This is a genomic window from Streptomyces clavifer, from assembly GCF_036345975.1.
Taxonomy (GTDB): domain Bacteria; phylum Actinomycetota; class Actinomycetes; order Streptomycetales; family Streptomycetaceae; genus Streptomyces; species Streptomyces clavifer.
This window is the reverse complement of record NZ_CP107793.1, coordinates 7,320,339-7,340,556: the sequence shown is the minus strand read 5'-3', so window position 1 is coordinate 7,340,556 and position 20,218 is coordinate 7,320,339. Positions and strand designations below refer to the sequence as shown.

Sequence of the window (20,218 nt, the reverse complement as noted above, 5' to 3'; positions counted from 1 at the left end):
CCAGCCCGGCCCGGCCGGTCATCCGCCCACCGCGGTGGTCGTGAAGCGGTCGCCGCAGATGCGGAGTTCGGGGGCACGCAGGGTGGGTGCTTCGGCGGAGCCGGGCGGATAGACCCTGAGGTGGTCGGGCGGGTCCCAGCAGGCGGAGTCGTCGATGCCCCGGTTCAGCGTGTGCAGGGTGACGTGCGCGGTCTTCCCTGGACCGATGACCGTCTGCGCCCTCGTAGCACCCTCTCGCTCGGCCGGTGCGCCGATCACGCCGCCGTCACGCGCTATCAGTGAGACGCCGGGGAAACCGCGCAGGGTGCAGGGGGCCTCGGAGGTGTTCTCGAAGGTGAGCCGGTAGTAGATCTGTCCGGCGCCCGCGTCGGCGCGGCCGAGACCCATGGTCACCCTTTCGGCCGTGCAACGCCGGTCTCCCTGACCGGTGCCGCGGGCTCCGGACGGGTGGAGCCGGCCCGGCCGCGCGTCGACGCACAGCGCGGTCGCCCGGAATCGGCGAGGCCGGACGGGTACGCGCCCGGTGCCCGTTGGCCGCGGGTTCCGGTCGCCTGCCGTTCCGGCGATCCCACGGTGCTCGGAAAGGATCGTCCCGGCACCGGCGAACGAGCAGAGCCGGGTGGAACGGTCCGGTCCGTAGCCCCTCCGCGAGCAGACCGCCTGACTGTTCGGGATGCTCCAGCCGAGCGAAGTACGGCACGGCTCGGGACGACTCGCCGTACTCCCCCGTCCGGACCCCGGCGATCTCGCCCACGATCGGCTCCCGAGCCGATGCCCACCGCAGGTCCCCGACACGACGGAGAATGATGACCGCCGACGGCACCACCCCCGACACCGGCCCGCAGGCACGCGCCGGCGCTCTCTTGCGCCTCCCCAAGCTGTGGCTGGTGCCCACCGTTCTCACCGGGCTGCTCGCCCTGCTGCTGTCCCTGCTCTACATGGGCGGCATCGTCAGCCCGCAGAGCGAACTGCGCGACCTGCCGATCGCGCTCGTCAACGGAGACCGGGGGAAGCCCCTGCCCGGGCAGGAGACGAATCTGGGCACACAGATCACGCGGGCCGTCGTCTCCGACGGGGCGGGCGGAAAGGCCGAGTGGCGCACGCTCACTCTCCGGCAGACCCAGGACCAGTTGGACTCCGACAGGATCTACGGCGCCCTGGTCATCCCGGCCGGTTTCACCGGCTCCGTCGCCGCGCTCACCACCACGAGCGCCACTTCCCGCCCGACGCTGACGGTGCTGACCAACCCCGGCAAGGGCAGCCTCGGTTCCTCCCTCGCGAGCCAGATCGCCACGGCGGCCGCGCACCGGGCCTCCCTGACGATCGGAAAACAGCTGACGTCGTCCGCCCCCGAAGCAGACCCCACGCAGAAGCTCCTGCTCACCGACCCCGTCTCCGTCACCACCCGGGTCGGCCATCCCGTCGGAAGCCACAGCGGTCTCGGCCTGAGCGCCTTCTACTACACCCTGCTGCTGGTACTGGCAGGCTTCATGGGCGGCAACGTCATCAGCAACGGTGTAGACACCGGCCTCGGCTACGCCGACAACGAGATCGGCCCGTGGCACACGCGCCGGCCGACCGTGCCGATCAGCCGCACCCAGACGCTGCTTCTGAAGATGGCCATGACGGCGGGCATCACCGTCCTCAGCGTCTCCCTCGTGGTGCTCGCCTGCGTCGGCATCCTCGGCATGGACGCGACCCACATCCCGCTGCTGTGGATCTACTCCTACTGCGCGGCCCTGGCGGTCGGCCTCGGCGTACAGGCCATCAACGCCGCGTTCGGCGGGATCGGCCAACTCGTCTCCATGTTCGTGTTCATCGTTCTGGGACTGCCGTCCTCGGGCGCCACCGTGCCGCTGCAGGCGGTACCCGGGTTCTACCGCTTCCTCTCCCACTTCGAGCCCATGCGACAGCTGAGCGACGGCGTCCGCGCGATCCTCTACTTCGACGCGCGCGGTGACGCCGGGCTCGCCCGGGCCTGGACCATGATCGCGGTCGGTACCGTGCTCGCTCTGGTCTTCGGCTTCGTGATGACCGCGTATTACGACCGGAAGGGCCACAAGCGACTCACGCCGCAGCCCGCGTGATCCGACCACCGGTGCCTGAGCTCTCGCGGACGACGGCCCGGCGCGAACGGAGCGTCCCTCACTCGATGGGCGAGCCGGGTGCCCGGAGGCGGAAGGACGGGCACCGTACCGGGGGCCGGCGCGTCTGTCGTAGCTCGCGGTCGATCGCCCATGCGTCCGCCACCGGGCCCACGTGCCCGAGCTTGTCGGGGTTGATCACCGAGCGGATCGTCCGGATCCGCCCGTCGAGTACGTCGAGCGCGAGGGTGTGCAGCACCCTGTCGTGCCCCTCCCGGAAGCCTCCGGGAGGGGCACGACCGATGTCGCACCTACTCCGGCCTCCTCCCGGTCAGCCGGAGACCGGCGGAACCGCCGGTGCGAGGTGCTGCCACAGGAAGGTGTATACGAGGGCCCTGTTGTGGGCGGTCCGTTCGTTGTCACCGGCGCCCGTGTGGCCACCTCCCGCGTCCTCGTGGAGCAGGACCGGGTGGCCGAGCTCGCGCAGCCGGGCGGCGGCCTTGCGCGCATGGCCGGGGTGGACCCGGTCGTCGCGGGTGGAGGTCATGAGCAGGACCGGCGGGTAGGGCCGGCCCGCGGTGAGCCGGTGGTAGGGCGAGAGCTCGCGGAGATGCGGGCGATCGGCCTCGTCGTCCGGGTTGCCGTACTCGGCGGTCCAGGACGAACCGGCGAGGAGCCGGTGGAATCGGAGCATGTCCAGCAGCGGCACCTCGGCGACGATCGCACCGAACGACTGCGGATAGCGGGTGAGCATCGCGCCCATGAGCAGGCCACCGTTGCTGCCGCCCATGGCGCCCAGCATGGGCGGGGTGGTGATGCCCCGCGCGACGAGGTCCTCGGCGACGGCCGCGAAGTCCTCGAAGGCTCGCGGCCGGTCCGCGCCGAGCGCGGCCCGGTGCCAGTCCGGTCCGTACTCGCTGCCCCCACGGATGTTGGCCAGCACGTAGGTGCCGCCGCGCGCCGTCCACGCCCGGCCCGTCACCGAGCTGTAGTAGGGGGTGAGAGATACCTCGAAGCCGCCGTATCCGTAGAGCAGGGCAGGGCCGGGGCCGTCGGTGGCACCGCCGGGCCCGACCACGAAGTAGGGCACCTGTGTGCCGTCCCGGGAAGTCGCGAAGAACTGCCGTACCGCCAGGCCTGCCGCGTCGAAGCGGGCCGGAGCCTGCTTGAGGATTTCCGTGTCGGCGCCGATCTGCCCGCGGTGGAGCGTGGACGGCTGCAGGAACCCCGACACGTCCAGGAAGTACTCGTCGGAGACGTCGGGGTCCGTGTCCACGATCGCGGCGGCGGACAGTGCCGGGACGTCTGTGAGCGGCGCACGCGCCCACGGGCCGTCGGACGTGGGGGTCAGCACGTCCATACGGGTGCTCACGTCGTGCATCGTCTCCAGGATGAGGTGATGACGGGTCCACGCGTACCCGGCCAGGGCAGTCCGCGCGTCCGGGGTGAACAGCACCTGAGCGGTGCGGTCGCCCGCCAGGAAGGCGTCGAAGCCGAACACGAGCAAGGAGCCCGCCCGGTGTCCCAGCCAGTCCGACTTGAGGGTGACGATCAGGTGCTCGCGATGGACGTGAGCACTGGCGTCGTCGGGAACATCGATCCTCACGAGCGAGGCGTCGGGGGCCAGGAGGAACGTCTCGCTACGGTGGAAGTCCAGCGAACGGGCGATGAAGTCCCTTTCGAACCCCGGTGTGTTGTCATGCCATCCCCCGACCGACACGTCTCCCGCCCCGCCCTCGAAGACCAGGGCAGCCTCTTCCAGCGGCGTACCGCGTCGCCACCGGCGGACCGTGCGCGGGTAGCCGGAGTCGGACAGCGAGCCGGGGCCGAAGTCCGTACCGATGAAAACGGTGTCGGCGTCGATCCACCCGATCCTCGTCCTCGCCTCGGGCACCTGGAAGCCGCCCTCGACGAAGGTCCGGGTCACCAGGTCGAACTCGCGCACGGCGACGGCATCGGCGCCGTCGCGTGACAGGCACACCAGTGCCCGGTCGTAGTCGGGGCAACGCACCCGTGCACCGGCCCACACCCATGGCTCGCCCTCCGCGGCGACGAGCGCGTCGACGTCGATCAGGACGTCCCATTCCGGGTCGTCCTTGCGGTACTGCTCCAGGGTCGTACGCCGCCAGAGACCGTGCACGTGCTCGGCGTCCTGCCAGAAGTCGTAGAGGAAAGCGCCGCGACGGACGGTGTAGGGGATACGGTCCGAGGCGTCCAGCACCTCCCGCAGGCTTCTCTTCAGGGCGGCGAACCCGGTACCGCCGGCCAGCTCGGCCGCCGTCTCCGCGTTCCGCTCGGCCACCCACGCGAGCGCGGCCTCACTCTCGATGTCTTCCAGCCACAGGTACGGATCACGATCAGTCACACGGTGAATTGTGCAGGTCCGGGACGCGTGGCGGGACCACATTCCCGGTGGCCGTCCCTCACGGCCGACGACAGCGCCGGTCCGGCCGCCGGCACCGGGCCCGGCTGCCCGCTCGTACGGGCAGCCGGCCTCGGCCCTCGTGTGCTGCCGAAGTGTTGGCCGGGTGCCCGGCCGCGGAGGGTGTCCGAGCCCAGCCGGGCACCTGCCGTCCCGGCACTCCGCGCCGAAGACGGTCGCAGGGCCGGGACGGAAGGTTCACGACCTCAGATCGTCGCCGCGTCGATCACGAACCGGTAGCGCACATCGCTGTTCAGCACGCGCTCGTACGCTTCGTTGATCTCGGACGCGGCGATCAGCTCGATCTCCGCCCCGAGGCCGTGCTCGGCGCAGAAGTCGAGCATCTCCTGGGTCTCCTGGATACCGCCGATACCGGAGCCCGAAAGGGACTTACGGCCGCCGATCAGCGAGAAGAGGTTGACGGAGATCGGCTCCTCCGGGGCGCCGACGTTCACCAGCGCGCCATCCGTCTTCAGGAGGGAGAGGTAGGCACCGAAGTCCAGCGGTGCGGAGACCGTGGAGAGGATGATGTCGAACGTGCCGGCCAGTTCCTCGAAGGTCTTCGGGTCGCTGGTGGCGTAGTAGTGGTCGGCGCCGAGCTTCAGTCCGTCCTCCTGCTTGCGCAGGGACTGCGAGAGCACGGTCACCTCCGCGCCGAGCCCGTGCGCGATCTTGACGCCCATGTGCCCGAGGCCGCCCATACCGAGGACGGCGACCTTCTTGCCCGGACCGGCGTTCCAGTGCTTCAGCGGGGAGTACGTGGTGATGCCTGCGCAGAGCAGCGGCGCGGCCTCGTCCAGCGCCAGGCCGTCGGGGATGCGGAGGGTGTAGTTCTCGTCCACGACGATGTGCGACGAGTAGCCGCCGTAGGTGGGCTCGCCGTTCTTGTCCACGGCGTTGTAGGTGCCGGTGTTGCCCTTCACGCAGTACTGCTCGAGGCCGGCCTTGCAGTTGTCGCACTCGCGGCAGGAGTCGACCATGCAGCCGACTCCGACGCGGTCGCCCACGGCGAACTTGGTGACGCCGGGGCCGGCCTCGGTGACGACACCGGCGATCTCGTGGCCCGGCACCATCGGGAAGATGCCCTCGGCCCAGCCGTCGCGGGCCTGGTGGATGTCCGAGTGGCAGATGCCGGCGAACTTGATGTCGATCAGGACGTCGTACTCGCCGACCGCACGACGCTCGATGGTGGTGCGCTCCAGCGGAGCCTTGGCGGCGGGTGCGGCGTACGCGGCGACAGTGGTCATACGGGAGTTCTCCTAAGGAGTGGTCCGGTGCCCGGCAGCCTTCCGTCCGGGCACGTCGTCCAGCCTGCCCCAGCTCGCGGGCTTCACCCAGACCACGGTTCTGCCTACGTCCAGCGGTCCTACCACTGGCGGGGACAGGATGCTGTGCGTACGACGGTGGATACTGGGCCCCATGGACGAGCAGCCGGTTGACGAGCGACGGCCGGGCGGCGGCGCCGCTCCCGGTGACGACATGGGGCGGTCCCTCGACCGGCGTGCAGAACTCAGCGAGTTCCTGCGCAGCAGGCGTGCCCGGTTGAAGCCGGAGGACGTCGGGCTGCCCGACTACGGACGGCACCGCCGGGTCCCGGGGCTGCGTCGCGAGGAGCTGGCCCAGCTGGCGGGTGTGTCCGTGGCGTACTACACCCGCCTCGAGCAGGGAAACGGACGGAACGTGTCCGGGGAGGTACTGGACGCGATCGCGCGGGCGCTGAGACTGACGGACGCCGAGCAGGCGCATCTCACCCACCTCGCGAAGCCCAAGCAGCACAGGAAGAAGTCGTCGGCACGGCAGCAGCGGGTGCGCGGATCCCTGAGCCGGCTGCTCGACACGATGGACGGTGTCCCCGCGTACGTGTCCGGGCGGCGGGCGGAGATCCTCGCCTGGAACCGGATGGCCGCGGCGGTCTTCGGTGACTGGTCGGAGCTGCAGCCGCAGGAGCGGAACTGGGCGCGGCTGGTGTTCCTCAAGCCGGAGTACCGAGAGCTGTTCGTGGAGTGGGACCAGAAGGCGTCGGACATCGTCAGCTACCTGAGGATGGACGCGGGCTGCCACCCCGACGACCCGCGACTCTCCGCTCTCGTCGGCGAGCTCTCGGTGAAGAGCCAGGAGTTCCGGCGGCTGTGGGCCACCCACGACGTCAAGGAGAAGAGCCACGGCGTCAAGCGGCTGCACCACCCGCTGGTGGGTGAGATGTCACTCTCCTTCGAGACGTTCGCGCTGCCCGACGACGCCGAGCAGTCGGTGGTCGTGTATCACGCGGAGCCGGGTTCGGCGTCCGCTGAGGCGCTGCGCCTGCTCGCCAGCTGGGGTACGGACGCGACGCGTGCCGGCACGTCCGTACCCGGGAAGCAGTAGCGCCGTGCGGGGCCGGGGTCCCGGTGCGGGGATGCAACCGGCGCGGAGGACGGCGGCCCGACCGTGAGGGCGGGCGCCGCGTCCGGACACCGTACGGGCCGACAGCCCCTGGGTCAGCCGCGCGTCCTGGACACGCACTCGGCCACGGCGGCGCGGAGACTGCCCGTGCGGGCGAGTGCCTCCCGCTGGCTCCGTGCCCCCGTCCCGCGCTCCAGCAGACTCTTGAGCGCGGTCTCGGTCGATGCGAGGTCGCCGCTCTCCTCCAGGGCGTCACGGACGTGCGCGAGCAACGCGCCCACGACGTCGGACGCGGGCTCGGGGCGCATGGTGCCCGGGTGCAGCAGCTTCCCCTCCAGCCCCGAGCGGCCGGCCTGCCAGGCGGCCATACGCAGGACACCCACCCCGACCGGATCGGCCGGCTCACCGTCCGACCAGCTGCGTGCCGCTGTCTCGACCAGCCCGCGCACGAGTGTGGCGAGCAGCGCGGCGTCGGCCGGATCCAGGCACACGTCCGCCACGCGGACCTCGACCGTCGGGTACCGGTGCGAGAGCCGTGCGTCGAAGTAGATCATTCCCTTGTCGCGCAGGACTCCCGTACCGACGAGGGCGTCGACCTCCTCGTGGTAGCGCTCCGCGGAGCCGAAGATCTCGACCGGTCCGGCTGACGGCCAGCGTCCCCAGACCCTGCTCCGGTAACTGGCGTACGCCGAGTCGCGGCCCTGCCAGAACGGCGAGTTGGCGCTCATCGCGAGCAGCACCGACAGCCAGGGCCGTATGCGGTCCAGCACACCGACGCCCTCATCGTCCGAGTTCACCGAGACGTGTACGTGGCATCCGCCGGTCAGCTGCTCCTGCGCGGTCAGACCGAACCTCTCGGCCAGCCAACGGTGCCTCTCACCGTTACCGATCGCGGGACTGACCGGCAGGGGCGCGGTGGCGAGGGCCGCCACCGCGGCCCCGGCCCGGGCGGCGCTCTCCGCCGCCTCGGCCCGCCACCGGAGTATCTCGTCCGCGAGCTCACGCATGTCGGCGCGCGGTTCGGTGGCGAACTCCAGTTGCTGGTCATGGAGCTCCGCTTCGAAGGCCGAGTCCCCGTCCGCACGGCTCTCCGCGAAGGCCAGCACAGCCGTCGAAAGAGCACGGGGCTCACCGCTCTGTTCGTCGACGAGCAGCAGCTCCTCCTCGACACCCACCGTCCGCACCATCATGTCCTTCCTCCCAGCCTCTCTGACTTTCCAGGTGCCCCGGCAACGGCGTGTGACACCCCGGATCACACGGCCCGGTGGCTATACGGCCCGGCATCCCATGCCGGGCGGAGCGATGCCCCCTACTGCACGACATCCCCCTCGGCGCCCTGCGCCTGCGCGTCCTGCTTCACGTCCCAGGTGCCTCCCCGGTGAGACCCCTCACGGCTCCGACCGGACTCGTGCCGGGCCGGGGTGGTCACACGCGGACACCGGGCAGTCGCAGGACCGCCCCGTTCACGACCGGCGGCCCCCGGGGAGTGGTTCGCGACACGAAGCGATCACGGGGAGACCTGGGCACGGCGGCGGCCTTCCGTGTCATGGAGAGTGGACACTTGAGAAGCTGGACGTCGGCCGCCCCGACTGGCAGCCCCACAGCCGGGGCAGGGAGAGGGTGACCGGAGTGCCATGTCCTGCCGGAGCGCCGGCACCGTCCCAGGCCGACGAGGAGGACCCGATCGACACCGCCGAAGTGGACCCGCTGGACTCCGCCAGTGTCATGAACGCGAAGGAGACCCTCTTCGAACTCCTGGGCCGCGCCGGAGTGTTCCGGGACGAGGCCGAAGAACTGATCGCGCTCGTCGAGGCCGGCGCGGTCGCGGACGCGCGCAGTGAGGCCGGGAGGGCCGAGGGCGTCCCGGACGAGAAGGGGGAGCTGTATGCCGTCGGCTGGCGTGACGGCGCCCGGGCCGTCGGTGACGAGCTCGCCCGCATCGCCGGGCGCGCCCTGGAGCGTGCCATCGGCGCGGGAACACCGGCCCCGGCGGGGGACGCCGCGCGAGGCCATCACCCCGTCGGGAGAGTGGACGTGGAGCGCGCGAAGGTGGCCGTGACGCCGCTCTCCCTCGCATTCGGCGACGTCTCCGCTCTCGACCCGGAGGTCTCGGACGAGGTCCTCACGGCGGCACTCGGCACGATGAGCGTCGTGGAACGGGTCGGGTACGCCGGACGGCTGGAGCAGTTCACCGAGTCCCATCGGGAGCGACTGACACGGTTGTACGCGCGGTACGGGCCCCGCAGCCGCATCGCCGTTCACGGCCGCTACTCCCTCCTCCACTCCCCCACGAGCATCGCCGTGCTCGAACGCCTCACCGCCGCACCGCTGGCGCTCCGGACGGAGTGGGAGCACGCGGAACTGCCCCCGGCGTGGCTGGACGGACTCGGGACGGCATGGCTCGCATCGGAGGCTCCGCCGGGGTGACGCGTGAGGGGGCTGCCCGGGCCCCGGGGGCCGTGCCGGACGGGGGCGCCGGGCATCCGGGGGCCCAGGCAGGGTGCCGGGGGCCGCTCGTACGCCGGTGCCACGCGACCGGGCCCGGGCCGCGGACCCGTGTCCTCGAACTCCGGGCTCCGGGCTCAGGCCAGGTCGGCCTGCTCGCGGGCGCCGTCCAGGAAGCCGCCCGACTGGTGCCGCCACAGCTTCGCGTAGGCGCCTTCCGTGGCGAGCAGCTGCTCGTGCGTGCCCTGCTCGACGATTCGTCCGTGGTCGAGGACGACGAGCCGGTCCATGCCGGCGACTGTGCTGAGCCGGTGCGCCACCACCAGCGCCGTCCGCCCCTCCATGAGGTGCCACAACGCCTTCTGGACGAGGACTTCACTCTCGGAGTCCAGGGCGCTGGTCGCCTCGTCGAGCAGCAGGATGGGCGCGTCCCGCAGAATCGCCCGGGCGAGCGCGACACGCTGCCGCTGTCCCCCGGAGAGCTTGACACCCCGCTCGCCCACCATGGTGTCGAAGCCGTCCGCCAGCGCGTCGGCGAACTCCGTGACGTGCGCCGCCTCGGCCGCGCGGCGGATCTCCGCCTCGGTCGCGTCCGGCCGGGCGAAAGCGATGTTGTCGCGCAGGGAGCGGTGGAACATCGCCGGGTCCTGCGGCACGTAGCCGATCAGGCTGCGCAGATCGGCCTGCCGGAGCTTGCTGATGTCCTGTCCGCCGATCAGGATCCGGCCGGCGTCGATGTCCGTCATCCGCAGCAGCAGGCGGCCGAGCGTGGTCTTGCCACCGCCGGACCGGCCGACGAGCCCGATCTTCGCGCCAGCGCGCACATCGAGATCGAGGCCGTCGAAGAGCGGTCTGCCTCCTGCGTGGGCGAAGGTCACCTGCTCGAAGCGGACGCCGGCGGCCTCGGACCGCAGCGGCTCCGGCGAAGGCGGGTCGAGCACGGTCGGCTGTGACAACAGCAGTTCGGTGAACTGCCCCGCCTCCGTCATCGAGCTTTCCAGGCGACGGTAGATCTGGTTGAACTCGAACATGATCCGCGTGGCGTTGCTGTAGTAGGTGAAGGCGACGACGACCGCCTCCACGCCGTGGCCGCCCCCGCCGAGGGTGACCGCGAGCAGCAGGCCCATGGCATTGGTCAGTACGGACATCGGGGCGACCAGCGTGTCGATGCGCAGGTTGCCGTAGTCCCACGACCGCAGGGTGAGCCGGCGGGACTCCGCGACGCGGGAGCGGTGCTCGGCGGCCTCGCGTTCCTCGGCGCCGAAGGCCCGGACCGTGTCCATGTTCATCAGACTGTCGGCCACGTGGCCGGACACCTGGGCGATCGCCTCCTCGCGCTGGTCGACGAGCCTCTGCCGGCGGCGGATGAGTGGCAGCACGCACAGCGCGGTCAGGGCGATCATCGTCAGGAGGCCCACGACGAGCAGCGGTTCGTAGCTCCACAGCACGACCGACCCGAAGATCAGCGGCACGAAGCTGCCCACGACCGAGAAGGTGAGCGTGTCGACGCACTCCTCGAAGCGGGAGGCGAAGCTCAGGACACGCTTGGTCAGCGACCCGGCGAAGTTGTCGTGGAAGAAGGTGGCGTCCTTGGCGAACAGCTCATCCATTCCGATCACGTACAGGTCCTCGATACCCCGGGCGTCGAGGCGGTTCAGGAAGTGCAGACCGACGCGCCACAGGGCCTCCGCGAGCAGCAGGACGCCGGCGAAGGCGACCACGTAGGGCAGCAGCGAACCGAGTGCGGTCCCCCCGCCGTCGGCGATGTGGCCGACGAGCTTGGCGACGATCAGCGGGGCGATGTAGTTGATGCCGATGTTGCCCAGGGCCGGCAGGAGCATCGCGGGTGCCGTAAGCCAGCGGTGGCGGACCAACTCCCTCCCGTAGTAGCGCAGTGCCAGGAGCACCGACCCCTTGCCCGGCCATTCCTCACGCGCTTCGGACAATCCCATCCCCACCCTGTGCGTTCGTGCGGCGAGCCCGCTGCGCGCGCCTCCGGGGAGGCGTCGTCGCGGTACCGGCCGCGGGGGCGATCCGGTGCGGCATGCCCTCGGCCGGTCGCCTCGCGACCGAGCCGGGCATGACGGCGGAGCCTCCGCGCGGCTCGCGGCGAGGTGTCCGCGCGAGTACGGGAGGTCAGGCGTCGCAGTGTCCCGTGGCAGTGTCCGCGGGGTCCACGCGTTTTTATCGGCCACCGGCTACGCCGTGAACGCGTCAGGCCACCCTGGTTCGCTGCGGGGTGGCCCGTACGTATCGCCGGTGTGTGCACGGCCCCGGGAGAGCACCCGCCGTGACGCACCCCTTCCCGGCTGCCGTGCGCGCACGTACGTACGAGTCGGGAGCACCCGACCGTGCACCGTCACACATGTGTCCGGAACCGTTCACCCCTGCAACATGAATGATCTTGATCGACAGTCGGATCATCGGCGCTCGACGTCCCGCGCCGCGGAAAGGTTTCCCTCCCGCCGACAGCACCGGACGCCGCCCCGCCCTGCCCTTCACACACAAGAGCGGCGAGAGGGTGCACGCCTCCCCCTGGGCACGGGGCGCACCCGGGGCCGGATCGTCCCCGGCCGGGCAATCCCCCGACGGGAGTACCCACACCCACAGGAGTGATTCGAACTCAACATCACGTCCCACGGGATGGGCCCCGCCGGGGCCTCGCGGCCGATACGACATCACGTTCGAGATTTCGCCCTCGCGGACCCGTGACGGGGGACGAAGTACCCCCGTTGTCCAAGCATCCGTCCGCTCCACCGCAGCACAGGAGACGTCATGCATCGCTCGCCCTTCCTCCCCGTCCTTCATCCTGTGTTCGAACTGAGCCTGCCCGCTCCCACTCCCGCACGGCGCACCGCCGAGCACCGGCCGGTGGCCGTGGTCTCGCCCCGCCGGGATCCGAGGTACGCGGCACGAGCGCGGCCACAGCCGTGCCGGCCGGCTTCACGCCGGGCCGCGAAGACGGGGGGCCCGATCTCCGGCGTGCGAGCCACGTCGCGGGGGCGAGGGGGTTCCCGGGTCTGGGAGGTGACCGTTCGCACAGGAGTCCGGTACTCCGTGAAGACCACCCCCGAACCGGAGTTCCATACGAGCGAGACCTTCGCCTACCGGCACGCGGTACCGGCGTTCGGCGCGGTGAAGGCAGCGGCCGTGGTCGGCAGTTCGCCCCGGCGGCCGGCCAAGCACGGGCCGCCCGATGCCCGGCAGCGGAAGAGACCGGGACCGACGTCGACATCCGTCACCAGGAGTACGGGCTCGGCGCCGCCCCGGGCCGCTCGGCGGCGGGCGGCCGGGGGCGGTGGCGTCGCGCGGCGCCGGACGGGGCAGCCCTCTGCAACGCGGAATCCGCGCCGTACGAAGACCGCTTCCGGGTTCCGGCGGAGCACCCCGGGCGAGCCGCCGCCACTTCACAGTGGCGATCTTCCGCACCCCGCTTCGAAGGCCCTACGACCCTGACCGGATGAACTCCGACCGAGGAGGCAGCACATGAGGAACTACTTACGACGGGTTCGGATGGTCGAACCGACGATCTCCGCCGCCGAGCAGGAGCTTTTCGGCGGCCCCCTGCGCTACGACATGGGCTTCGCCGAACACGAGGGCGCCCCTCTGGACCTGACCATGCTCTCGGCGATCCGGACCATGCCCCGGCTGGTCGCGAGCACGCTGCGCCGGGCATGGGCTGCCGACCGGCCCGCGCTCCTCGTCGTCGGTATCAGCGAAGTCGGCCAGGGCATCGCGGCAGCCGTAGGTCTGCTGGCCGTCAACTCGGTGATGCACGCCCTGCTCGGCAGCGGGGCGCCCGTCGACCGGCTGCACGCCGCGCTGCCGGGGCTGATCGTCGGCGCGGTGGTCGCGGTGGTGAACGCCGGCTTCGCCGGCCTGTCCACGTCACGGGCCGGTCGTCTGGAACCGCTGGTCGAACGGATCGCCACGACGGAGTACCTGGCGGCGGCAACGGTGGTCGAACTGGAGGCGATCGAGGATCCTGAGTTCCGCCGCCTGATCGATGTGGCCCAGTTCGGGGCCGCCTCGGCACGCCGCATGATCAGCGCCTGTGTGGCCGCGCTGAACGGCACGATCTCCCTCATCGCGACGGCCGGCATCCTGACCGTGCTGCACCCCGCCCTGCTTCCGATGCTGCTGTTGATCGCCGCCCCACGCGGCTGGGGTGCGATGCGGGTGGCGCAGCAGCGGTACGTCTCGGTGATGACCTGGGTCGAGCACGTGCGGGCCGGCCGCCTGATCAGCAATCTGCTGACCGAGCGCACCGCAGCCCAGGAGGTGCGGATCCACGGGGTGGGCGCGTTCCTGCTGGAGAAGTACCGCGGCATGGCGGAGAGCGCCGAGGCCGAGCAGAAGCGGCTGGCGAACGGCAAGGCACTGACCGAGCTGGTGGCCGCAGCGCTCTCCGGGCTCGCGATGGCGAGCACGTACGGTGTGATGCTCTGGCTGATCATGGCGGGTCACATGAGTCTGGCCGTGGCGGGTACCGCCGTGATCGCCGTGCGGTCCGGATCGGCGAGCCTGGGCGCCCTCGTCATGAACGTCAACCAACTGCACGAGGAGAGCCTCTATGTGCGGGACCACGACCGGTTCCTGACCCAGGCCGCGGGGCGGGCCATCCCCGACGGCGGGCAGCAGCTGCCCGAGAGGGTGGGCCAGGTCCTCCTCGAGGGCGTCACCTACGCCTACCCGGAGCGTGACGCCCCGGCCCTGGACGGTGTCTCCCTCGTCCTTCCCATGGGCTCGGTGACGGCCGTCGTCGGCGAGAACGGCTCGGGGAAGAGCACGTTGATGAAGGTCCTCGCCGGGCTGCTGCTGCCGCAGAGCGGCACGGTGCACTGGGGGGATGCCGAGCTGTCCGGGCTCGACCGCTCGCAGGTGTTCGACCGCGTGTCCCTGCTGACCCAGGACTTCCAGCGCTGGCCGGTGACCGCCGCGCTCAACATCCGCATCGGCCGCCCTGGCCGACCCGGCGGGCACGAGGACCTCCAGCCCTCCGTCGACTTCGCCGGGGCTGCTCCCGTCATCGCGAAGCTCCCCCACGGCCTGCTCAGCCTGCTCGCCCGGGTGTTCCGCGGAGCGTCCGAACTCTCCGGGGGCGAGTGGCAGAAGATCGGCCTGGCCCGCACCCACTGGCGTACGGAGTCCTGCCCGGCGGACAGCGTCCTGATCGTCGACGAGCCCACCTCGGCCCTCGACCCCGAGGCCGAGATCGCCGCCTTCGACGCCATCCGCCGGCTCGCCGGCCCGCACCGGGCCGTCGTCCTGGTCACCCACCGGATGTCCGGCGTCCGTCACGCCGACACCATCCACGTCCTCGACCGGGGGCGTCTCACGGAGCACGGCAGCCACGACGAACTCATGGCCGCCCGGGGCCGCTACGCGGCCATGTTCGCCACCCAGGCCGCCCAATACGCCGCCCGGGGCCGCGCGTCCGTGCCGCACCCCAGCGCGCCGCCCGTCCCGGAGCCCTCATGAGGCCGCCACCAACGAACACCGCGCCACCCGTGTCCACCGCCCGCGGCCCGGACCCTGCACAACCGCTACGGAGGATCCGTTCGGGGCAGCGCAGTCGCCCGACGAGCGGAACCGGACCGCACACGGGCAGCGCGGGCCCGACCACGGCTGCGCGCCACCGACGCCGCGCCACCCCGGCCGGGCACTCCCGACCGGCTCAGGACACGGTGCATGTCCGCTTGATAGGCAAGTACATGCTTGCCTATGCTGTGGCGGTGGCCGATGACCTCTTCAAAGCCTTGGCCGATCCCACGCGCCGCACCATCCTCGACGAACTCACGGACACGTCCGGACAGACACTGTTCGAGATCTGCGCGCGGCTCAGCATGAAGCATCAGCTCGGTATCTCGCGTCAGGCGGTCTCCCAGCACCTCGCCGTGCTGGAAGCCGCCGGGCTCGTCGAGACCAGACGGGAGGGCCGCTACAAGTTCCACGACCTGAACACGGCCCCGCTACGGCAGATCGCCGAGCGATGGCTCGCACCCGACAGATCCGGACCGGAAGAGAGCTCCCCATGAAAATCCGTCTGACCAGCGTCTTCGTGGACGACCAGGCCAAGGCCCTGCAGTTCTACACCGAGGTCCTCGGCTTCGTGAAGAAGCACGACGTCCCTGTGGGAGAGAAGGACCGGTGGCTGACCGTCGTCTCCCCCGACGAGCCCGGCGGAATCGAGCTCCTCCTGGAGCCCGCCGGCCACCCGGCCGTCAAGTCCTACCGCGACGCGCTCACCGAGGACGGTATCCCGCTCGCCCAGTTCGCCGTCGACGATGTGCGGGGCGAGTACGAGCGGATGCGCGACCTCGGCGTCCGCTTCACCCAGGAGCCCCTGGACATGGGCCCGGTCACCACTGCCGTCTTCGACGACACCTGCGGCAACCTGATCCAGATCGCGACACTTCCTCAGTAGGGCGGCCGACCGCGCGCGGAGGCGCGAGGCACGGCCACGTCGGCGACGTCCGCACGTCCGCGCTCGTCGCCCCACCGTGCGGACGTCGCCGACGTGCCCCATTCGGTCATGCCCGTCCGGGGAGCCGACGCCGCGCCGAACGCCCGTTCGGCACGGTCGCTCGTCCGCCGGGCGGGGCCTACGGCCCCCGGTGAACCTCCTCGCGGTCGCCGCATCACGTCCGGCAGTGTCAGCATGAAGGTGCGGACAGCCGCACGGCACGAGGAGCAGTGATGCGCACCGACACGTCCGGCGACAGGGAAGACGCGAGGACCGTTGTGGGGGTGGACGGCTCGGAGTACGCCAGGGCCGCCGCACTCTGGAGTGCGGCGGGGGCCGTCCGGAACCACCACAGCCTGTGTCTCGTACACGCAGCGGACCTGGACCGCCTTGAACGATTCGCGTCGTTCGAGACGTCCGAGCACGTCCGGGAGCACGGCAACACCGTGCTGGCGGAAGCCGCGCAGGAGGTACGACACCGGTTCCCCGGGCTCGACCTCACCCTCAAGCTGAGCCGTAGGAGTCCGGTCCCCGCGCTCCACGCGGCGGCCCGGCCGGGTGACGTCATCGTCGTCGGCAGTCGGGGCAGCGGGGGGTTCGGGCCCCTCCTTCTCGGATCGGTCGGCCTCGAAGCGGTCGTCGGCAGCCCTGTACCCGTCGTCGTGGTGCGTGGTGGGACCGAGGACGAGGACGGATCGCTGGTCACAGCGGCGGTCCGGGACGAGCAGGATGCCGCATGGCTGGTCCGGGCCGCTCAGGAGGCACAGGCCCGCAAGGGTTCCCTGCGCCTGCTGAACGTACGGAATCTGCTCTCCCGGTTCGGCAGCCGACAGGCCCGGCCCGACGAGGCCGGACGGCTCGCCGCACCCGGCGAACGCCTCCTGGCCGACCTGGCCGCGCGGATCCGCGAGGACCACCCCGGTCTCACCGTGCGGACCGAGGTGCTCACGGCCCGGTCCACGGCGTCCGCGCTCGTCGAGGCGAGCCGCGGGGCGGGCCTCCTGGTCATGGGAAGCCACGAGCGGCGAGGAGCATCCGTGCTGGGACTCGGCCACGTCGTGCACGCGCTGCTGCACCACTCCCACTGTCCGGTGCAGATCGTTCCCTACCCGCGTGACGAGAGGGGCGTCGTCGAAGAGGGGCCCCGTGATGACGACGACTGACAGTCCGCGCCGCCCGCCAGGCGGGTGACGTCGTCGCCGGCATCACGGCCAGCCGCCGGAACGCCGCGGCGACAGCCGGTACGAAGACCGTTCCTGTGCCGGTGGCCTGCACGACTTACGGGCCGACGGACACACCGCTCCCCGGCTATCCGGTTCTTACGGTTACGTGACACGCCCGCACCACGGCCCTCCGGCCTCCACTCGCGGGCCTAGCGTGGCGGCCATGCGCGTACTGGTCACCGGCGGAGCCGGATTCATCGGAGCACAGATCGTCCGGGCACTCGTTTCGGCAGGGCACGAAGCAGTGGTGTTCGACGCTCTGCTGTCCACGGCCCATCCCGACGCCTCCTACCAGCCCCCTCCGGGGACGCAGGCGGTGATCGCGGACCTGCGCGACGCGGAGCGGGTGGCCGGAGCGCTGACGGGCGTCGACGCCGTGTGCCACCAGGCGGCCATGGTCGGCCTGGGCAAGGACTTCGCGGACGCGCCGGAGTACGTCGGCTGCAACGACCTCGGCACCGCGGTCCTGCTCGCCGGGATGGCCGCGGCGGGAGTGCGCGACCTGGTCGTCGCCGGATCGATGGTCGTGTACGGGGAGGGCCGGTACGACTGCCCACGGCACGGCACGGTCCGGCCCGGGCCGCGTGCGGACGCTGATCTGGCGGCCGGTCGGTTCGAACCGTACTGCCCGCGGTGCGGTGCGGAGTTGCTGCCGGGCCTCGTCTCCGAGGACGCCCCCGCCGACCCCCGCAACGTGTACGCGGCGACGAAGCTCGCGCAGGAGCACCTCGCGTCGTCCTGGGCCCGCGACACCGGCGGGCGGGCCGTCTCGCTGCGCTATCACAACGTCTACGGTCCGGGGATGCCGCGCGACACCCCGTACGCCGGTGTCGCCTCCTTCTTCCGCTCCTCCCTGGCCAGGGACGAGGCACCCCAGGTGTTCGAGGACGGGGCGCAGCGGCGCGATTTCGTGCACGTACGGGACGTGGCGGCGGCCAACACGGTGGCGCTGACCGCACTCGGCGACAGGCGGCGGGGCTCCTTCGCCGCGTACAACACGGGGAGCGGGGAGCCGCACACCATCGGCGAGATGGCGTCCGCGCTGGCGTCTGCCTGCGGGGGGCCGGACCCGGTCGTCACGGGCGGGTACCGGCTCGGGGACGTGCGCCATGTGACGGCCGACTCGCGGCGGCTCCGTGACGAGCTGGGATGGAAGCCGGAAGTGGGCTTCGCCGACGGAATGGCGGAGTTCGCCGCGGCCCCGCTGCGCGGCGGCACGGCCTGACCCCCTTCGCGCCCCGGTTGCTCACACCGCGGGCAGGGTCACTTCGAAGCAGCACCCGCCGGCGACGTTCCGGACCTCGGTGTGGCCGGAGTGGGCCTCGACGATGCCGCGCACGATGGCGAGGCCCAGTCCTGCCCCGGCCGGGGGCGTGCGGGCGTGGGTACCGCGCCATCCGGTGTCGAAGACCCTCGGCAGATCCGGTTCGGGGATGCCGCCGCACCCGTCGGTGACCGAGAGCACGACGGCATCGGCCCTGCCGTGTGCGGCCACGGCGACGGTGCCGTCGGCGGGTGTGCAGCGGATCGCGTTGATCAGGAGGTTGCCCAGGACCCGGCTCATCTCCTTGCTGTCGACCTCGACGGGCATCGAGTCGACGCGGTGCCCGATCAGCCGCACCCCGTGCTCGCGGGCGAGTGGGTCCGCTCCCGCGAGGGCGTCGGCGACGAGGTCGTGGACGGAGACACGGGCCGGGCTCAGGGTGAGCGACCCGGCGTGGATGCGGGAGAGCTCGAACAGGTCGCCCACCATGCCGTTCATGCGCTCCACCTCGGTACGGATCTGGCGCAGGTAGCGGCCGGAGTCTGCGGCCATGCCGTCCTCCAGCGCCTCCGACATCGCGCGCAGTCCGGCCAGTGGTGTCCGCAGGTCGTGCGAGATCCAGGCGACCAGTTCACGACGGGACGCCTCCAGGGCGCGTTCGCGCTCCCGCGACGCGTCGAGCCTGGCACTGGTGGCGGCGAGCTCACGGCTGAGCGCGGCGAATTCGGCGGTGGTCCGCTCCTGCGGGACGGCGAACGTGCCTCCTTCTCCGAACGTACGGGTGGCCAGTGCCAGGTCCCGGCTCCTGGCCGCCACCCAGCGGCCCAGCAGGATCGCGGTGCCCAGGGACACCACGGCGGCCATGGCGACGACGGTCGTGACGACCTCGAGGTCGTGGGGTGACAGGAACATCGCCCAGGCGACGGCGAGGGTGCCCGCGAGCATGGCGACGACCGCGACCGCGGCCACCACGGCCAGGGAGACGGCGAGGGAACGGTGGCGCAGGAGCCGCAGCGCGAGGGCGCCCAGCAGACCGGCGACGCCGGCGCCCAGGAACGCGAACAGTGCGATGAGCAGCGTGTCGGTCATGCCGGCTCCCCGGCGTCCGGCAGGTCGCACCGGTAGCCGACCCCCCACACCGTCCGGATCAGCCGGGGGTTCGCCGGGTCCGCCTCGATCTTGCCGCGCAGCCGCCGGACGTGGACGGTCACCGTCGACAGGTCTCCGAAGTCCCAGCCCCACACCTCGCGCATGAGCTCCTCCCTGGCGAACGCCCGGCCGGGGTGGCGCAGGAAGAAGGAGAGGAGGTCGAACTCGCGGAGGGTGAGGGCGAGTGCGCCTCCGTCGAGCGTGGCGCTGCGGGCACCGGGGTCGAGGGAGAGCCCGGCTCCGGTGAGTGTCCTCAGGGTCCCGCCTCCCTGTTCCGGCGCTCCGGACCTGGAGCGCCGCAGGACCGAGGCGACGCGCAGGACGAGCTCGCGCGGGCTGAAGGGCTTGGTGACGTAGTCGTCCGCACCGGTCTCCAGGCCGAGTACGCGGTCCTCCTCGTCTCCCCGTGCGGTCAGCATGATGACCGGCACCGGTCCGTACGCGCGCATCCGGCGGCACACCTCGAATCCGTTCATGCCCGGCAGCATCAGGTCGAGGACCACCAGGTCGGGCCGGTTCGCGGTGAAGCGCTCCAGGGCCCCGGGACCGTCAACGGCACGTTCCACGCCGTAGCCGGCCCTGTCCAGGTATCCGGCGACGACTTCGGCGACCGTCGGATCGTCGTCGACGACCAGTACCCGCCCGCGCGGGCCGGATCCCCGGGCCGGGTCCGGCTCCGGCACCCGGGCGGGGCCGTCGGGACACGCCCCGGGGGCGGGTCCGGAGAGGGCGTGGGCAGCCGGGCCGGGGGCGGGTTCGAACGGGCTGTTCTGCATGCCGCAA

Annotated in this window: 15 protein-coding genes and 1 pseudogene; 8 read left to right on the top strand and 8 right to left on the bottom strand. The window is 71.5% G+C overall.

Annotated features, from left to right (window positions below):
- Positions 1 to 18: 18 nt before the first annotated feature.
- The gene (locus tag OG927_RS31710) at positions 19 to 387 is read right to left on the bottom strand and encodes a DUF4232 domain-containing protein (protein ID WP_330321197.1); all 369 of its coding nucleotides are present in this window, start codon (positions 385 to 387) and stop codon (positions 19 to 21) included.
- A 419-nt stretch (positions 388 to 806) separates the two neighbouring features.
- On the opposite strand from OG927_RS31710, the gene OG927_RS31705 reads away from it, so the two are divergent.
- Positions 807 to 2,087, top strand: coding sequence for a YhgE/Pip domain-containing protein (locus OG927_RS31705; RefSeq protein ID WP_124280240.1), 1,281 nt, complete (start codon positions 807 to 809; stop codon positions 2,085 to 2,087).
- 58 nt (positions 2,088 to 2,145) lie between these two features.
- Here the strand turns inward: OG927_RS31705 and OG927_RS31700 are convergent.
- From OG927_RS31700 to OG927_RS31690, 3 genes and pseudogenes are all read right to left on the bottom strand, one after another.
- Positions 2,146 to 2,346: pseudogene (locus OG927_RS31700) on the bottom strand (hypothetical protein); the annotation flags it as partial.
- A 69-nt stretch (positions 2,347 to 2,415) separates the two neighbouring features.
- Positions 2,416 to 4,491 carry a prolyl oligopeptidase family serine peptidase gene (locus OG927_RS31695; RefSeq protein WP_124280241.1) on the bottom strand — a complete coding sequence of 692 codons (2,076 nt, stop codon included), beginning with the start codon at positions 4,489 to 4,491 and terminating at the stop codon, positions 2,416 to 2,418.
- Positions 4,492 to 4,712: 221 nt separating this feature from the next.
- Complete coding sequence (locus OG927_RS31690; RefSeq protein WP_056788464.1) at positions 4,713 to 5,753, bottom strand: NAD(P)-dependent alcohol dehydrogenase; 1,041 nt, start codon at positions 5,751 to 5,753, stop codon at positions 4,713 to 4,715.
- 172 nt (positions 5,754 to 5,925) lie between these two features.
- On the opposite strand from OG927_RS31690, the gene OG927_RS31685 reads away from it, so the two are divergent.
- Positions 5,926 to 6,870 carry a helix-turn-helix transcriptional regulator gene (locus tag OG927_RS31685; protein ID WP_056788458.1) on the top strand — a complete coding sequence of 315 codons (945 nt, stop codon included), beginning with the start codon at positions 5,926 to 5,928 and terminating at the stop codon, positions 6,868 to 6,870.
- Between the two features lie 113 nt (positions 6,871 to 6,983).
- On the opposite strand, the gene OG927_RS31680 is transcribed toward OG927_RS31685, so the two are convergent.
- Positions 6,984 to 8,075, bottom strand: a complete 1,092-nt coding sequence (locus tag OG927_RS31680) for a glutamate--cysteine ligase (RefSeq protein ID WP_199862888.1) — start codon at positions 8,073 to 8,075, stop codon at positions 6,984 to 6,986.
- Between the two features lie 433 nt (positions 8,076 to 8,508).
- Here OG927_RS31680 and OG927_RS31675 point away from each other — a divergent pair, with 433 nt between their 5' ends.
- Positions 8,509 to 9,315: a hypothetical protein gene (locus OG927_RS31675; protein WP_307840678.1), complete on the top strand. Its 807-nt coding sequence runs from the start codon at positions 8,509 to 8,511 to the stop codon at positions 9,313 to 9,315.
- Positions 9,316 to 9,470: 155 nt separating this feature from the next.
- On the opposite strand, the gene OG927_RS31670 is transcribed toward OG927_RS31675, so the two are convergent.
- Positions 9,471 to 11,285, bottom strand: a complete 1,815-nt coding sequence (locus OG927_RS31670; RefSeq protein ID WP_330321196.1) for an ABC transporter ATP-binding protein — start codon at positions 11,283 to 11,285, stop codon at positions 9,471 to 9,473.
- A 1,561-nt stretch (positions 11,286 to 12,846) separates the two neighbouring features.
- Between OG927_RS31670 and OG927_RS31665 the strand changes: the two genes are divergently transcribed.
- The 5 genes from OG927_RS31665 (at position 12,847) to OG927_RS31645 (ending at position 18,247) form a co-directional block, all read left to right on the top strand.
- The gene (locus OG927_RS31665) at positions 12,847 to 14,814 is read left to right on the top strand and encodes an ATP-binding cassette domain-containing protein (RefSeq protein WP_372450676.1); all 1,968 of its coding nucleotides are present in this window, start codon (positions 12,847 to 12,849) and stop codon (positions 14,812 to 14,814) included.
- Between the two features lie 254 nt (positions 14,815 to 15,068).
- Positions 15,069 to 15,371, top strand: coding sequence for an ArsR/SmtB family transcription factor (locus tag OG927_RS31660; RefSeq protein ID WP_199862880.1), 303 nt, complete (start codon positions 15,069 to 15,071; stop codon positions 15,369 to 15,371).
- Entirely contained in the window at positions 15,368 to 15,760 is a 393-nt protein-coding gene (locus OG927_RS31655) for a VOC family protein (protein WP_124280244.1), read from the top strand. Before OG927_RS31660 ends, OG927_RS31655 begins: the two co-directional genes overlap by 4 nt.
- 272 nt (positions 15,761 to 16,032) lie before the next feature.
- Positions 16,033 to 16,962 (top strand): universal stress protein, encoded by a 930-nt coding sequence (locus tag OG927_RS31650; RefSeq protein WP_330321195.1) that lies wholly within the window; start codon positions 16,033 to 16,035, stop codon positions 16,960 to 16,962.
- Positions 16,963 to 17,185: 223 nt separating this feature from the next.
- On the top strand, positions 17,186 to 18,247 hold the full coding sequence (locus OG927_RS31645; RefSeq protein WP_124280245.1) for an NAD-dependent epimerase/dehydratase family protein: 1,062 nt from the start codon (positions 17,186 to 17,188) through the stop codon (positions 18,245 to 18,247).
- Between the two features lie 21 nt (positions 18,248 to 18,268).
- Here the strand turns inward: OG927_RS31645 and OG927_RS31640 are convergent, their stop codons facing one another.
- Positions 18,269 to 19,375 (bottom strand): sensor histidine kinase, encoded by a 1,107-nt coding sequence (locus tag OG927_RS31640; protein ID WP_056788439.1) that lies wholly within the window; start codon positions 19,373 to 19,375, stop codon positions 18,269 to 18,271.
- A complete protein-coding gene (locus OG927_RS31635) occupies positions 19,372 to 20,211 on the bottom strand; it encodes a response regulator transcription factor (RefSeq protein WP_079100676.1) in 840 nt (279 codons plus the stop codon). Before OG927_RS31635 ends, OG927_RS31640 begins: the two co-directional genes overlap by 4 nt.
- Positions 20,212 to 20,218: the final 7 nt, after the last annotated feature.

Coding starts and splice junctions, on each gene's coding strand:
- OG927_RS31705 (WP_124280240.1), top strand. CDS start 807: ATGACCGCCGACGGCACCACCCCCGACACCGGCCCGCAGGCACGCGCC.
- OG927_RS31665 (WP_372450676.1), top strand. CDS start 12,847: ATGGTCGAACCGACGATCTCCGCCGCCGAGCAGGAGCTTTTCGGCGGC.
- OG927_RS31695 (WP_124280241.1), bottom strand. CDS start 4,491: ATGTGGTCCCGCCACGCGTCCCGGACCTGCACAATTCACCGTGTGACT.
- OG927_RS31710 (WP_330321197.1), bottom strand. CDS start 387: ATGGGTCTCGGCCGCGCCGACGCGGGCGCCGGACAGATCTACTACCGG.
- OG927_RS31680 (WP_199862888.1), bottom strand. CDS start 8,075: ATGGTGCGGACGGTGGGTGTCGAGGAGGAGCTGCTGCTCGTCGACGAA.
- OG927_RS31645 (WP_124280245.1), top strand. CDS start 17,186: ATGCGCGTACTGGTCACCGGCGGAGCCGGATTCATCGGAGCACAGATC.
- OG927_RS31685 (WP_056788458.1), top strand. CDS start 5,926: ATGGACGAGCAGCCGGTTGACGAGCGACGGCCGGGCGGCGGCGCCGCT.
- OG927_RS31640 (WP_056788439.1), bottom strand. CDS start 19,375: ATGACCGACACGCTGCTCATCGCACTGTTCGCGTTCCTGGGCGCCGGC.
- OG927_RS31650 (WP_330321195.1), top strand. CDS start 16,033: ATGCGCACCGACACGTCCGGCGACAGGGAAGACGCGAGGACCGTTGTG.
- OG927_RS31635 (WP_079100676.1), bottom strand. CDS start 20,211: ATGCAGAACAGCCCGTTCGAACCCGCCCCCGGCCCGGCTGCCCACGCC.
- OG927_RS31690 (WP_056788464.1), bottom strand. CDS start 5,753: ATGACCACTGTCGCCGCGTACGCCGCACCCGCCGCCAAGGCTCCGCTG.
- OG927_RS31655 (WP_124280244.1), top strand. CDS start 15,368: ATGAAAATCCGTCTGACCAGCGTCTTCGTGGACGACCAGGCCAAGGCC.
- OG927_RS31670 (WP_330321196.1), bottom strand. CDS start 11,285: ATGGGATTGTCCGAAGCGCGTGAGGAATGGCCGGGCAAGGGGTCGGTG.